Raw genomic sequence first — 15,070 nt, 5'->3', positions numbered from 1 at the left:
CGCAGTTTTGCCATTTGAATCCTCTGTGGGCAAGATCTTTTTATTTCCCCTTAAACAATTTCTTCAACTTATTGATCTGGGTGTTCACATAGTCGGCGCTAAAATCGGAGCCTAGGATCGCCACAATATTGCCGGAATCGTCTTTAATTGGAGCGACGCTAGACTTTAATTGTCCAAATATATCTTCATAGAGTGGCGTTACGCCGACCTTTCCTTTCATAGCTTGGTACATGCATTTCATAATTTCTGGCGGGCCAAAATATTCTTCTCCTGGATAGAGCTTTAGCCGCTTGTCCGCTACAAGGTTAATGACTCCGCGATTCGCATTGACGGTAAAAATATAGTTCCATTCAATCTTTCCTTCTAGCTCGCGGATCATAGTTAGTTTGTTTTGCAGTTTAAGATAATAGGGGTTATCCGCAGAAAGATTTCCGATTAATTGCTTGACGTCCGAGGCATCGATGGATGTCGCCGTGACAATGGCCACAGACATCAATTGCTTATTTAGTTCTTCTTCTAGAATACTGGTGTGAGCACGATCAGCTGGATTCATATTTTGATGTTGAAGTTTTTCTTTGATCTTCTGATATTTCCTGCTCATCGTTGGCTGGCTGACCTCTAAAACTTGGGCGACCATTTTCAACGATTTATATTGTTCCATCGCCATGAGAATCAGCTGCTCTTCTACATGATCCAACGCTTCTTGCAGCGGCATGATATTAGTAACGATCGGCTTGGAATTCTCCACGCTTTTCTTCCAGGGGATCATTTGGTTAAGAGCTTGGGCGCAGACTTGTTTTTCTTCGCTGGTCACGACTACCCGCTGAATGACATTCTCAAGTTCCCGGACATTGCCATGCCATGGGTAGACCTTTAGCAGGTCGATCGCATCGGGAGTGAGCTCGACTTCTCGTTTGTATTGTAGATTGTATTTGTTAACAAAATGATGGGCTAGAAAAGCGATATCTTTGGCTCGCTCACGCAGGGGAGGAATTGAGATCGGAATCACGTGTAATCGATAGTAGAGATCTTCTCGAAAGGCACCTTTCTTCACTAACTCTTCTAAATTTTTGTTGGTGGCTGCAATGACTTGCACGTCAATCGGGATGGACTGGATTTCTCCAATGGGCGTGACTTCCCTTTCTTGAAGCACCCGCAGCAGCTTTACTTGAAGATTCAGCGGCATCTCGGAAATTTCATCTAAGAAGAGGATGCCGTGATTCGCCTGGGTGAAATAGCCGATCTTTCCTTTAGGATCAGCACCTGTAAAAGCGCCTCTCTTATACCCGAAGAGTTCAGACTCTAACAAGTGCTCAGGTATGGCTCCACAGTTGACTTTGACAAAGGGTTGGCTAGATCGTTCTCCTAGCTGATGGATGGCTGACGCCACCATTTCCTTACCCACGCCAGATTCTCCGATTAATAGAACCGTAGCAGAAGCACTTGCTACTTTTTCGGCTTGCTTGAGCACTTCCTTCATATTGTCACTGTATACAACAAAGGACTTTGATAAGCGGTTTTCTAATACATCGAGTTCCTGCTTTAATTTTTCTGAATTACTTTTGACCTGCTTCAGCTCATTTTTAAGCTTGGAGGTTTCCGTAATGTCCCGGGACGCGACGACGATTCTCTCCAGGTCTCCATTTTCATTGAGGATAGGGGTTCCGGTAGCGAGAATTCGGCGTCCGTTCCAGGTTTCCTGGATAATAGAGATCTTCGTCTTATGCTCTAGGACTTGATGAGTGACCGAGAGGTCAATTAACCCTTTGCTCTCTAGCTCGAGGATGTTTTGTCCGATAATTTGATCAGGCTTTACATTCCAAAATTCTGCGAGGAAATGATCGCTCACGCGGATAATCGTCCCCTGGGGATCCACCACTAAGATCTCATCGTAGATGGAGGAGAGGATGGCATTTAAGTCTTTGTTGGTTTCTAGTAGTTCTTTCATTTCAAGTTCGGTTGGATAGGCTCCGTGTTTCATAGGTAAATGCCCCCTCGATGTGTAAGCCGTTTCATTCTATTATACTACGATTATTCATAAATGAAATACAATTTGCAAAAATGAATGTTACATTTTCTAACGTAATCCCGCGCAGTTTCTGCTTTACCAATTCACGTTACGGTAGTATACTTTTTTTGGAAGATGATTCTTTGCTTTCCAATTAAAATTCGGTGCATCCCGGGAAGGGGTACATATGTTAAGAATTATGTTGTTTTATCTCCCTATGGGGACATCATCGCTTCTTGCTGCGTTGACACATGTCATTATTAACGGGGTTTTGGCTCGTTCGGCAGAACCGAATATTACGATTAGCAGCTATGCCGTGGCGGTTAGTTTAGCCTTTCTGATAGATTTGCCGATTAATGTCATCAAGCAGACCTCGAGCAAATACTCGCGGGATCAGATTTCGTTTAAAACGGTGGCTCATTTGGCTGGGATTGTAACCGGTGTCTTGGTTCTACTGAGCATCATCATTGGCTGGACACCTGCGGGTCAGCTGCTGTTTCATTATATCTTCGGCGTAAAGGATGATCTGTTGTTGCCGACGACGCAGGTGTTTCAGTTTCTTGCCTTTCTCTATTTATTCTCCGCCCTGCGAAGTCTATTTCAAGGCCTCATTATCAACCAGCTGCGTACAGGGTGGATGACGGTGGGAATGGTCATCCGCGTAACAGTCATGTTTATTATGTCATGGTTTTTCATACGTATGGGGTGGACGAATGACGGTAGGGTAGGGGCGCTCATTTTCATGACTGGACTTGCGATTGAATGCGTAGTTACCGTCTGGGAAGGATTGGTACTGAAGCGTGCCCTCCCGGAAACCCAAAAAGAACAGATGGTGGTACAAACCAAACAGCTGCTGCCTTTTTATTTGCCCTTATTGTATTCTTCAATGGTGCTCGTGTTACTGAATCCTTCGATTCAGGCAACCTTAAACAAAACCGAGAATCCGACGCTCGCTGTTGCTTCCTATGCGGTTGCCCTTCAGCTATCCAATATGGTGATTTGGTTTTGTGCATCGGTACATCAGATTGTTCTGCAGTTTTACGAAACGCAACCTAGAGAAGTTGTGCGAATCGTCACTTTTCTTTCGTTGCTAGCTCCCTCTATTCTGTTGACCTTCGCTTCGGATGCTTTGGGCGGGTGGATGCTGAAGGGGATTCTAGGCCTACAGGGTTCCCTTTTGCAAAATGTGCAATTGCTTCTCATCTTTTTAGCGGTACACAGCTTCTTGTTTCCATGGATTGATTTTGTGGCGGGAAAATGTATGCTGCGCGGACAAACACGGGCGATTATGGCAAGTAAAATGATTTCTGTTACCCTTTCTATCAGCTTATTAATTCTGTTCTTGTATGGGTTCCCTCAGTTGAATGGAGCGCTTGCGGGGTTGGTTGCCGCGATGATTGCACCGTTGGAATTGCTCGTGATCTATCTCTGGCTACGACACTTGGAAAAAAGACAAAGTGAAAATCCGATTGAAGTCACAGTGTCCTCCACCTAAAACCTGGTGCAAACCAGGTTTTTTTATTTGTTAAGTTTTTGTTAAACTGGTATGTAGAGTCAATATCCCACGGTATAATGAGAGAACTAGAATACCAAAGGAGGTGGCGATTGTATGGAAAAGAATAACAAAGGCCGATTACAGTCCTTACTTGAAGTTTTAAGTGTATCCACCAAATTAGGCTTCACTTCATTTGGCGGTCCCATTGCACATCTCGGTTATTTCCATGATGAATATATTCGTCGCAGAAAATGGATGGATGAACGAAGCTACGCTGATCTGGTGGCTTTATGCCAGTTTCTTCCTGGCCCTGCTAGCAGTCAGGTAGGAATTGGGATTGGCGTGATGCGGGCAGGTCTTTTAGGCGGCCTTTTTGCTTGGATTGGGTTTACCCTTCCTTCCGTTGTTGCCCTTATTTTGTTTGCATTTATCCTTCAAGGGTTTGATGTAGGAAATGCTGGGTGGATTCATGGTTTAAAGCTGGTTGCAGTTGCGATTGTTGCCCACGCGATTCTGGGAATGGGGCAGAAGCTTACGCCAGATCGAAATAGAGCAACGATAGCGATTGTTGCTGCTACGATATCTTTGCTTTGGCAAACAGCGGTAACACAGGTCCTCATTATTGTTGTTGCTGGGATTATAGGCTTGATGTTATACAGGGACACAAAAATTCCGGAATTGCCGGAGATGCGGGTTCCTATTCGTCGCTCGGTTGCTGTGGCTAGTCTCGCTTTGTTTTTTGGCTTACTGTTTGGATTGCCAATCCTTCGCAATCTAGCGTCCTATGAATGGTTGGCTGTTTTTGACAGCTTTTATCGTGCGGGGTCTCTGGTGTTTGGTGGCGGACACGTCGTTTTGCCTCTTTTGGAAAGGGAAGTGGTTCCTACAGGCTGGTTAAGCAAGGAGACTTTTTTGGCTGGTTACGGTGCCACGCAAGCTGTCCCCGGACCATTGTTCACCTTTGCCGCTTATTTGGGTGCGGTCATGGGTGGTTGGTTCGGGGCAACCATCGCAACGATCGCTATATTTATGCCGGCCTTCTTACTCGTGATTGGAACGCTCCCTTTTTGGGATACTCTTCGCCGGAAGCCGAATATCCAAGGAGCATTGGTGGGTGTGAATGCAGCGGTTGTCGGGATCCTATTAGCGGCTCTTTATGATCCGATTTGGACGAGTACGATCCTTGCCCCGATCGATTTTGTCCTAGCGGCCATCCTGTTTATCCTGCTCGTTTTTTGGAAGACGCCCCCTTGGGTCGTGGTCATCGCCGGTGCCGTCGGCGGAACCATTATTGGTTTATAAAGAAGCCCTCCATTGCTGGAGGGTTTTTTGTGTGCCACGAGTTAATAATTTGTTAATAGTTTATTTAGATGATTTCAAGAACCCCTCTTTATAATGAAAGACAAGGGAACGTTTCCGAATATGAAAAAAAGGAGCATGTATATGAAGTTGAGTAAAAAGAAAATGACGGTTTTATCCTTTACCCTTGGAGCTTGTGTGTTTGTATCAACTGCTTTTGCCGATGTAATGTTGGGTTCGGGCTATGACCGCTTAAAAAATTCCGCCAAGCAAACCGCGTCCCAGATGGAAAAGGGTCTAGATAACTACACCATTGAAGCCTTGTTCACTCTCAAAGATAATAATCAAACGCTGTTCCAAGCGTCTAGCGTGCAAAAATACGATCCCGCAAAGAAGACGTATGAAAGCCAATCGGTCACGCAGCAATCGAGTGGAGAAGTGGTGGCTAATTACTCCTATGCAGATGAAAAGATTTCGATTTGGAAAAACGGAACGGAAAACAAATATTATGTGACCACATTCCCTGATGATTTTGATAGAACAAACTGGAATCGATTTACGAATCCTTTTAACGAGAAGGGAGCGCCAGAAGTCGAAAAGATTGTGGATGCGCTGGTGGGTAATTTAAAGGATTATGTCCAGGCGGAAGAAAGGCCGGAGGGCGGTAAAGTCTACTCCGGAACTTTATCTGAAGCGCAAGTGCCAGCGGTGATCAGTGCTGTGTCCTCCTTTGGTATTAAGAAGATGATGGAGGACCATGGACGCATGGAGCCCAACTCTAAGCTTCCGGAGGTAGAAAGTGATATCTACGTGAAAAAGGTATCGGGTACAGCGATTGAAAACAAAGCCGGCTTGTTGGAGAGTGTGACTGGCGATGTGGTTCTGTCAGGTAAAGACAAATTCGGCGTGGAGCATGAATTGATGCTAAATATGGTTTTTAAGCTTTCCGATATCGGGACAACCATGATCAATAAGCCTAGCATGGCCGGAGCAGAAGTGGAGGAAGTGAGCCATTCCAGCGGCTTTACCAGCAAACATGTAGGGACATACAAGAATAACATTGTGATTGAGAAAAATGGGAAATTCGTTAAGATTGGCCAAAGAACACTGGAAATTACCAAGGTAGAAAAGAATAACGTGACGGGTAGGTATGTCGAAACCATCAAGCCTGGCTTTGAAGCAGACTATCCTGAGGTGTATCAGTTTGACTTTGAATATGACCCAAGTTATCAGGAGCCACGTTCCTTCTTTAAATATACCAATCCAAAAGGTGAAGAAGAACAAGGTGAAATTCATCCGAGCAGTAACGGAAAGCTTTATGTAAGCTTAAATGTTGTGATTCTGGATCAGAACTCTTATCGATCCAATGATCGTCCGAATTTCGACTCGGAATTTAACCGCGTATTTGAAGAATAAAGGGGAGAAAGCCCTCAAGAGGAAGTAGAAACTTGAGGGCAACTCTGCCAAATTCATAAGGAGAGGAACGCTATTTATGATGAAAGCGATGGAAATTACCGGCCTGACTAAGGTTTATAGTAATGGGAGGGGCATTAGCGATTTGAATTTAGAGGTGAATCAAGGGGATATTTTCGGATTTTTAGGGCCGAATGGCGCCGGAAAAACAACCGCGATGAAAATGATGGCAGGCCTGATTAAGCCGGACCGTGGCGATGTAAAGATTTTTGGTGCGAGCATTATAGATGATTATGTTGAGGCCATGAAGGATGTAGGCTGTATTATCGAGACGGCAGAATCGTATCCGTATTTAACCGCTAATGAAAATTTGAAGCTCTTCGCTCGCTATTACCCTGGGGTGGATCAAAGGCGGATTGATGAATGCCTGGAGATTACCGGCATGTTGAAATATAAGCATGAAAAATCTAAGAAATTCTCGCTGGGAATGAAGCAACGTCTGGGGGTGGCGGCAGCGATCCTGTCCAAGCCTAAGTTGTTAATTTTAGATGAGCCTTTGAATGGGTTGGACGTTGAGGGCATGTTGGATATGCGTAAGCTGATCAAGCAGCTGGCCGAAGAGGAAGGGACAACGTTTTTTATCTCCAGCCATCTCATTCATGATGTTGAGCTGACTTGTACCCGAATCGGCGTGGTGTACAGCGGGAAGCTAGTGAACGTGGAGTATACGAAAAACATTCTTTCCAACTATGCTTCTCTTGAAAACTATTTTGTTAGCGAGGTAGACAGAAATGGTAGGGTTTAGGGCTACTTTTATTAATGAGACAGTTAAACTATTAAAGAAAAAAGAAATCATGGCTGCGGCGATTTTATCTGTTTTTGCCGTGCTGATCGGTCAAGTCGCTGTCACGGCGATTAAGCATGGCCTGGGTTTAAGAGTGGTGGGCAACACTGAATTTCCGTTTATGGTTTTATCCATGATTATTTATACCATTTTGCCCCTGTTTGCCACCTTTGTGGCCATTGACATGTTTAACGGGGAAATGTCATCCAATACGATGAAGATCACGCTCACTCGACCAGTGTCCCGCTTGGGCGTGTTTAGTGCGAAGGTATCCACTCTAGCCTTATTCATTGCGGCTAACTTGCTGTTTGTTATGCTTCTTTCCTTAGTAGCCGGAATTTTGTTTAATCCGTCTTCCGTTAGTTTGATTGGCATTGTGAGGGTAGTGTTATCGTATACCACCACATTCCTTCCCATATTTGTGTTCGGTCTGCTCGTCGTCTTGCTGGCAAATATCGTGCGAGGAGGATTAGCGGTATTTTTCCTCTCCATTCTTGTGTTCATAGGATTTAATTTTTTGGGCATTTTCTTTTCCCAGTACTCGAGCTTTTTTATTACATCGATGTTTAATTGGTACACCCTGTGGATATCAGAGTCCATCAATGGATTTAAAATTTTCCGTCAGATTCTTATTATGGTAAGCTCTGGTATAATGTTTTTTACAGCGGGTTTTTATTTGTTTGACCGCAAGGAAATATAGGGAAGGCGAATTGCAATGCAATTAACCAAACGTTTTTTCTTGATGAATGTGCTAGCCGTTTTAGTTTCCATTACCTTAACCGTGTTGGCTGTCATCATCTTTGTTGCCGCTTATACGAAGGTGTTCGGTTCGCAAGCGGATGCCCATGATTTAAGACGGATTTTTGAAGTTAGGTCAGGACTTGGGGAGATCACGAGGTCCGCACAGACCATGGAATTTGATCAGCTACTGGATCACCGCTATCAGCAAGAGCTGTCTGATAGGGTGAGGACATTAGGATCTCACGCAGTCATTTTAAAAAATCGCGAAGTTATGTATTCGACGCGAAAGCTCAACCTCATTGATGTGGAAAAGAGCTTGATGCTCTCGAACCAGGGATCGAACCTGGATACGATCGAGCTAGATGGAAGAACCTTTATGTTTACGCGAGCAGATTATTATCTGTCTGGAGGGGATAAAGGCGTACTACTGCTGCTCGCCCCCATCCAGCTGAAAACGGACTTTTACTTTTATCTCGGGATTTTTACGGTCAGTTTTTTTATTCTGTCTTTTTTGGCGATGAATTTTTGGGTGTCCTACCGTTTCTCACGGGGGATCATCGCACCGGTGTCGAGGCTGAAGGATGCGGCGGTAAAAATCAGTGAAGGAGATTTAAGCTGCGGGATTGCAGAAGAAGGGGATGGAGAGGTCAAGGAGTTGTGTCGAACACTAGAACTTATGCGAATTAAGCTCAAGGAGTCTGTTTATCTGCAGCAGAAATACGACGACAACCGAAAGTTCTTGATCTCAAGCATCTCCCACGATTTAAAAACCCCGGTTACTTCCATCAGAGGCTACATTGAAGGGATTCTTGATGGGGTCGCGCAAACGCCGGAAAAAAGGAAGCAATACCTTGAAACGGCCCGGAACAAGGCGATGCTGGTCAACGTGATGATTGACGATCTTCTATTATACTCCAAGCTGGACTTGAACCAGATTCCGTTTCATTTTGAGAGAACGGATGTCCTGCAGTATTTTGAAGATTGTGTGGAGGATTATCGTTATGAGTACGACCAGGCGAATATCAAGTTAACACTGATCAATGAAATGAACGAGTCGGTCTTGATATTAGTGGATCGAGAAAGATTGAGGCGTGTTATTCAGAATATCCTGGATAATGCCAAGAAGTATATGGAAAATGAGGACGGGCAAGTGGATATTATCCTAAGGGAAACCCGGACATCCGCGATTATCGAAATACGAGATAATGGCAAAGGCATTTCTGAGGACGATCTTCCCCATATTTTTGATCGGTTTTATCGAGTGGATCCATCCAGAAAAAGTGCGGACGGAAGTGGCCTTGGGCTTGCTATTGCCAAACAGATTATTGAAGGACACGAAGGAAAAATATGGGTAACAAGCACAGTGGGAGAAGGGACTCGCATGATGATCTCCCTGAAAAAGGTATAGGCTGGTTGGAGGAAAAGGATGAAACGAATTCTTATTGTTGAAGACGATCAAAGTATTGCTGATCTGCAAAAGGATTATCTGGAGCTGAGCGGCTTTTCTGTTGCTATAGAAAACACCGGGACTGACGGCTTGCAAGCGCTGGGGAAGGAAAAATTTGATCTCGTGATTCTTGACATTATGCTGCCGGGGGCAGACGGCTTTGAGCTGTTGAAAACAATCCGCGAGAAGGAAGATATTCCGGTTTTGCTTGTCTCGGCCCGGGCAGAGGAAATTTATAAAGTCAAAGGCCTCGGCCTTGGCGCGGATGACTATATTACTAAACCCTTCAGCTCCGGCGAGCTGGTCGCCCGTGTCCACGCGCATCTCAATAAGTTTGAGAGGATGAAGGAGCGCTTTGGCAAGGGGGAGGAAGGAAGTAAGGTTCAGGTCAGGGGTCTTGAGCTTCATAAAGAAGCACGAAGAGTGTTTGTAAATGGGGGTGAGGTCACGATGGCTCATAAAGAATACGATCTCTTGCTGTTCTTGATGGAACATCCCAACCGGGTATTCAGTAAAGAAGAGCTTTTTGAAAGGATTTGGGGGATGGATGCTTTAGGTGACGCCTCCACTGTGACAGTACATATTGCAAGAATTCGAGAGAAAATTGAGGAAAATCCATCTAAACCGCAGTATATCGGCACTGTTTGGGGATCGGGGTATCGGGCGCTGGTGTAGATAAAACAGCTCTGAAGAGACTTTACAATATAGTAGAGCACAAGCATCTTGGAGATAATCAGCCGCGGGTGTAGGGCAGGTGAGGGCGAACAGCTGGTTCACACCTTCTATATTAGGTAATGGTGATTCTCAGCTTTACCATTCGTATCCGGGTGGTAAAGCTGGGGTTCACATGTTTGAGGGCGTTGTCTAAGAGGTTGAGTTGTATGAAATGTGGCATTAAGGTAGTGGAGGTAAAACTGGGGTAATCCAGTAGGTAGATCCCTTAGATTGCATCTTCCCATTGCTCTTCATAGTGGCCTCTAACAAGGTCTTTGGCTAGTTCATGGATCTTAGCCTCTGAGTTGAACTGTTCTAGCAATTCTTCTAAATTAGTAGGAAGTGGTTGGTTTGTACTTTGAATTTTCCATTTAGACATTTGCAACATCCTCCGTAATCTTCTATCCTTAGACAGTATAACATAGATTCATAATATTTGTTAACGCTTACATTTAGACAAAAATAGACAAAATAAGAGAAAAAGCAATAACTGGAGCGAATCCGGTTATTGCTAGGTATGATTATCTACTCGTTGCGAGATAGCCTCTTTGCTTTAATTCTTTGACCCATCTTCTGACTGTTCGTTCCTGTCTGCCGAGTGCTTCTGCAATCTCTTTAATGGGGGGGATCTTGCTCTTTTCTTTTAGATACATCCATATTAGGTAAGCATTTATTCCGAGTTCTTGAATGATTTGGGCACCTATCTCTTCCATCTCTATGACCTTTCTCTCTCTCAGTTTTTTGTTTTTTTTAGTATATTATAAAAATTATTCTGGGAGATTGGCAATAGGAAGTATTTCCTAAAGACAATCAAAGCAAAAAGGAAGCTGAGAGCTTCCTTTTATCACGATTACATATGCAGTTTGCCTGTCTCCAAATTGCGCAAAGGCATAGGTGGACAAATTTTTCGAGTGAAGTAAGAAACGGTAATGATAGTCATTAAGCTGCTTACCATGGCAAAGGTTCGGAACGGGAAAAGGACCACGCCGTCTTCGATCATGGGATAAGGGAGGAAGGGCGGTAAGCCAAGAAGCGGTTCTCCTCCACCCACTCGGAGGAGTAAGGCAACAGCAAATCCGGCAGCTGAGCCATAGGTATTAACCCCTTTATTAAACAGGGCCAGCGTAAGCTGCGGGAACAAAATACAATAGACTAGATCACTCGATAGATACCAAAGAGCATAGACGCTTTTGGCAGATAAAGCGATAATGGTGGATCCGACCCCCACTATAATAATGCAACGCTTAATCATCTTGTCCAATTGGATCTTGTTGGCGTTAGGCTTTACTAGCGGACGGTAGACATTCCATGCGGCCATAGAGGAAGCGGATAGCATGGAGGCCGCTACGGAACCGATAACAGCTGCAGCGAGTCCGCCTAGAGCAAGAGAGCCGACTAATCCAGGTGACATAAATTTAAAGACATACGATAGGATCATCGAGGGATTTTCAGGTGCCGAGGTTCCTAAGGCAGACCAGTCGGCATTGTATCCGGCAATCCCGATAAGTGCTGGCGGTACGGCGGCAAGCATGCAGACTAAACCAGCGCTAATCGAAAGCCACATCGCTGTATTCTCGTTTTTAGCAGCAAGGACGCGTTGGAAGTAGATTTGCCAGGGAATCCCTCCTAACATCAGGAGAAGGGCGAAATCCCACCATTGCCAATAGTAATTGCCCCAATTCGGATCCGTCCAGCCCATAAGGGGAGGGAAGAGACTGAGCGTGTCCCCCATTCCTTCGGCATACTTGGAAAAAGCCACTTCGATTCCTCCGACATTGGCAAACGCAAACGGCAGTACAAAGATTAATCCCACAAACATAATGCACAGCTGCAGCACATCCGTGTGGGCGATGGCCCATAAGCCGCCAATGACGGTGTAGGCGATCGCGATGAAAGCAGAGAAAATAATAGAGACTTTAAAATCCAGGCCTAAAATGACGCCAAAGGTCATGCCGAGAGCGGTAAGGTAAGCGGCAATACAAAACACTTCGCCTAAAAGAGCCGGGAAGTAAAGTAGTCCACCCATTCTCTTGCCAAAACGGGACTCTAACGGGTCTAGCATGGTCATAAATTCGTACCGGCGCATCTTCCTTGCGTAAAAAATTCCGCCAAGGATCAAGCTGATGGAGAATGCCCAAGGGGCTTGGGTCCAGACCATGCCATAGTTGTACACGTTTTCAGATGTGCCGGTAATATATCCGCCGCCCACCCATGTGGCAGTCATAGTAAACATGGCAATCCATAGTGGCATGGAGCGGCCGGCTACCAGCATGTCGTCATCTCGTTTTTTCTCGGTAGATTTAGCTCCAACATAATAGAATAGAGCATAGAATCCCAGCATCATAAATAATCCAGGCCAATAGATTTCCTTTTCTGTAACGGTGGAATAACCTAAAGCAACGACAGAAGCGAGGGTAAAACCGGTCAAACACGTTCTCCAAGGTGTCCAGAAAGTCCTCCTTAGAGGGGGAGAGGCGATCTCAGCTTCCAGGGTCGCAGCTTCTTCTCTTGCAACAAAGGAAACTTCCTCGATTTTATTTTTTAGATTCATTCCCGTTTGTCTCCTTTATTTGAGGAATCGGAATTTTAATTATGGCAGCACTTCATATTGTGTTAAACTAGTAGTAATCCTTAGCAGGATCTCCAGCTGAGGAGGCGGAATAGAACAAGCTAGGCTGGGCAAGCTATCTGCTTTGTTCTATTCCTTGTCATATGTTTTGACTTGGTGCCTCTGGGCACTTTTTTTTTCGTGAAGGAAAGTCTAAGTTCGTTAAAGCATTAAAGCGAACAATACTTTCCTGGAGCATGAAAAGCTTCGGCTATTGATGAATCCGACTACTTCTCCGAGTGGGCTTCGATAGAAGCTTTTCTTATTTTATAAGAGTAAAAATCTCCTTACTGCGGAAAGCCTCCACAAGCTTGACAAGCCATTCATAATATTTGCGCGACTCTTCTAGCTGTTTGAGATTTGCTTCTGCTTTTAACCGAATGGAGGTTGGCGTGTTATTGTCTTCTAGTAATTGGTTGAAGATATCTGTAGCGTTTTCAATTGATTTGACGTTCAATAAGATCTCTCGTTCCCACTTTTTGCAGAAAAACTGAATAAACGACTGGAAAAAATCTTTTTCTGCGACGTATAAATCCTTTCTCACCCCTTTCATCCAGACCTTTTGTACCATGAAGATCTCCAGTAAGGCATGGATACCCGTGGACATGGAGGGTTTGCTCATGCCCGTTCTCTCACTCATCTCATCTAAACTAAGCGGTCCATCATTAAAATACAAAATCGAGTACAGCCGTCCAATTGATGGAGTAACCCCATAAAGATCCATGGTCTCAGCAATCGAGTCCATCACAAGTCCTTCTCCCATTTCCAACAAGTTTTGATGGTCATACGCCACTTTTGAAGAAGTTACCATAAATGATGGATATTCATCCACACCTCCTTGCTCTTATTAAAAAATTTCTAAATATTTGGTATGGAATAAATATAAACAGAATGGTGGAAGATGTCAATTTATAAAATTCAGACTTTTTGGTATTGACCGTAAAAGCCTGCGATGCTATAATTCGAATTGTTAAGAACGTTTGAAAAATATTTAACGTAAATTAAGGAGGGATTGTCATGAAGAAGATGTACATCAATGGAAAATGGGTGTCTTCCCATACGGGCCAAACCAAGGAGGTTATTAATCCCTACAATCAGGAAGTGATTGCTATGGTGAGTCGTGGCGACCGCCGAGACGCGAATGACGCTATACTGGCTGCTCGACAAGCCTTTGATCAGGGAGAGTGGCGCAACACAACGGCCTTTGAAAGAGGCTCGATTCTCCTTCAAGTCGCAGAAAAGATTCGCAAGTATAAAGATGAATTGGCGGAGCTAGAAACACTAAACACCGGGAAAACCCTCACAGAAAGCCTGGCCGACATGGATGGGATTGCGGGCGTGTTCCAATATTATGCCGGATTGGCGGATAAACATGGCGGTGAGATGATTGAGTCACCGAATCCGAATTCCGTTAGCCGTACCGTGCGTGAACCCGTGGGAGTCTGCGGCTTAATCGCTCCGTGGAATTATCCTTTGCTCCAAGCTTCGTGGAAGCTAGCTCCTGCTTTGGCTGCAGGGAACACGGTGGTGCTGAAGCCTGCGGAAATCACCCCTTTGACTACCATCAAGATGGCGGAAATTTTTGAGGAGGTAGGGCTCCCTCCTGGGGTCGTGAATGTGGTGTTAGGTCCTGGATCTTCAGTCGGTGCGGAGCTGGCAGAGAATCCTTTTGTGGATTTGATTTCTTTTACTGGAGGAGGGGTTGCCGGTCGTCAAATTATGCAAGCGGCAGCCAACAATTTTAAAAAGATCTCGCTGGAATTGGGCGGGAAAAACCCGAATGTGGTGTTTGCAGATGCAGATTTTGAAACCGCTGTCGATTACGCCATTAATGCTGTATTTTTCCATGCGGGTCAAGTTTGCTCAGCTGGAGCGCGACTCCTTGTAGAAGAATCCATCCACGATCGATTCGTCGAGGCGATGGTGGAGCAAGCAAAGAAGATCCGGATGGGCAGCGGCTTTGATGAACGAACACAAATGGGACCTGTGATATCTGCAGAACAGCTGGCTGCGATTGAGAAGTATATCGAAAAGGGTGTTCAAGAAGGAGCAAAGCTGGTTTTAGGAGGAAAGCGAGCCAGCCAGGCTGAACTGCAAAACGGATTTTTCATCGAGCCTACGATCTTTGTGGGTTGCCATACGGATATGCATGTTGTCCAAGAGGAATCCTTTGGCCCGGTCATGACGGTGGAGACCTTTAAGAATGAAGAAGAAGCGGTTCGGTTAGCGAATGACAGCCGTTTCGGCTTGGCTGGCGCCGTCTGGACGCAAGATATGAATCGGGCAGAACGTGTGATGAAAGCCATGCGGATGGGCACGGTCTGGATCAATGACTATCATCCATATTTCCCTCAAGCACCATGGGGCGGGTACAAGCAGTCAGGGATTGGTCGTGAATTAGGCCATGTGGGCCTAGAAGAGTATACCGAGATTAAGCATGTCTATACCAACATTAAGCCAGCGCCGATGAAGTGGTTCGGTTAATTCATAAATAGGGAGGA

General features: G+C 45.0%; 13 protein-coding genes. 8 read left to right on the top strand and 5 right to left on the bottom strand.

Going from position 1 to position 15,070, the window contains the following annotated elements; translation table 11 throughout:
- Positions 1-40 precede the first annotated feature (40 nt).
- A complete protein-coding gene (locus EIZ58_RS23115; protein ID WP_134703307.1) occupies positions 41-1,981 on the bottom strand; it encodes a sigma-54 interaction domain-containing protein in 1,941 nt (646 codons plus the stop codon).
- 214 nt (positions 1,982-2,195) lie between these two features.
- Here EIZ58_RS23115 and EIZ58_RS23110 point away from each other — a divergent pair, with 214 nt between their 5' ends.
- The 7 genes from EIZ58_RS23110 (at position 2,196) to EIZ58_RS23080 (ending at position 9,922) form a co-directional block, all read left to right on the top strand.
- Positions 2,196-3,503 (top strand): hypothetical protein, encoded by a 1,308-nt coding sequence (locus tag EIZ58_RS23110; RefSeq protein ID WP_134703306.1) that lies wholly within the window; start codon positions 2,196-2,198, stop codon positions 3,501-3,503.
- A gap of 114 nt (positions 3,504-3,617) precedes the next feature.
- Positions 3,618-4,805 carry a chromate transporter gene (locus EIZ58_RS23105; protein WP_134703305.1) on the top strand — a complete coding sequence of 396 codons (1,188 nt, stop codon included), beginning with the start codon at positions 3,618-3,620 and terminating at the stop codon, positions 4,803-4,805.
- Between the two features lie 141 nt (positions 4,806-4,946).
- The gene (locus tag EIZ58_RS23100; RefSeq protein WP_134703303.1) at positions 4,947-6,218 is read left to right on the top strand and encodes a hypothetical protein; all 1,272 of its coding nucleotides are present in this window, start codon (positions 4,947-4,949) and stop codon (positions 6,216-6,218) included.
- Between the two features lie 76 nt (positions 6,219-6,294).
- On the top strand, positions 6,295-7,020 hold the full coding sequence (locus tag EIZ58_RS23095) for an ABC transporter ATP-binding protein (RefSeq protein WP_134703302.1): 726 nt from the start codon (positions 6,295-6,297) through the stop codon (positions 7,018-7,020).
- Positions 7,007-7,759 carry an ABC transporter permease gene (locus EIZ58_RS23090; RefSeq protein ID WP_134703300.1) on the top strand — a complete coding sequence of 251 codons (753 nt, stop codon included), beginning with the start codon at positions 7,007-7,009 and terminating at the stop codon, positions 7,757-7,759. The genes EIZ58_RS23095 and EIZ58_RS23090 overlap by 14 nt, the downstream gene beginning before the upstream one ends.
- A 15-nt stretch (positions 7,760-7,774) precedes the next feature.
- Positions 7,775-9,208: a sensor histidine kinase gene (locus EIZ58_RS23085; protein ID WP_134703298.1), complete on the top strand. Its 1,434-nt coding sequence runs from the start codon at positions 7,775-7,777 to the stop codon at positions 9,206-9,208.
- An 18-nt stretch (positions 9,209-9,226) separates the two neighbouring features.
- Positions 9,227-9,922, top strand: a complete 696-nt coding sequence (locus EIZ58_RS23080) for a response regulator transcription factor (RefSeq protein ID WP_134703296.1) — start codon at positions 9,227-9,229, stop codon at positions 9,920-9,922.
- 265 nt (positions 9,923-10,187) lie between these two features.
- Here EIZ58_RS23080 and EIZ58_RS33755 read toward each other — a convergent pair whose 3' ends face one another.
- The 4 genes from EIZ58_RS33755 to cudC form a co-directional block, all read right to left on the bottom strand.
- A complete protein-coding gene (locus EIZ58_RS33755; RefSeq protein ID WP_167577904.1) occupies positions 10,188-10,340 on the bottom strand; it encodes a hypothetical protein in 153 nt (50 codons plus the stop codon).
- A 142-nt stretch (positions 10,341-10,482) separates the two neighbouring features.
- Complete coding sequence (locus EIZ58_RS23075; protein WP_134703294.1) at positions 10,483-10,674, bottom strand: helix-turn-helix domain-containing protein; 192 nt, start codon at positions 10,672-10,674, stop codon at positions 10,483-10,485.
- A 137-nt stretch (positions 10,675-10,811) separates the two neighbouring features.
- A complete protein-coding gene (locus EIZ58_RS23070; RefSeq protein ID WP_134703292.1) occupies positions 10,812-12,512 on the bottom strand; it encodes a high affinity choline transporter 1 in 1,701 nt (566 codons plus the stop codon).
- Positions 12,513-12,831: 319 nt separating this feature from the next.
- On the bottom strand, positions 12,832-13,380 hold the full coding sequence (cudC, locus tag EIZ58_RS23065; protein ID WP_134703637.1) for a choline uptake/conversion transcriptional regulator CudC: 549 nt from the start codon (positions 13,378-13,380) through the stop codon (positions 12,832-12,834).
- 206 nt (positions 13,381-13,586) lie between these two features.
- On the opposite strand from cudC, the gene betB reads away from it, so the two are divergent.
- The gene (betB, locus tag EIZ58_RS23060) at positions 13,587-15,053 is read left to right on the top strand and encodes a betaine-aldehyde dehydrogenase (RefSeq protein ID WP_134703290.1); all 1,467 of its coding nucleotides are present in this window, start codon (positions 13,587-13,589) and stop codon (positions 15,051-15,053) included.
- The last annotated feature ends 17 nt before the right edge of the window (positions 15,054-15,070 follow it).

The sequence above is a fragment of the Ammoniphilus sp. YIM 78166 genome, from assembly GCF_004522215.1.
GTDB lineage: Bacteria > Bacillota > Bacilli > Aneurinibacillales > RAOX-1 > YIM-78166.
This window is presented reverse-complemented; position numbering and strand designations above follow the sequence as displayed.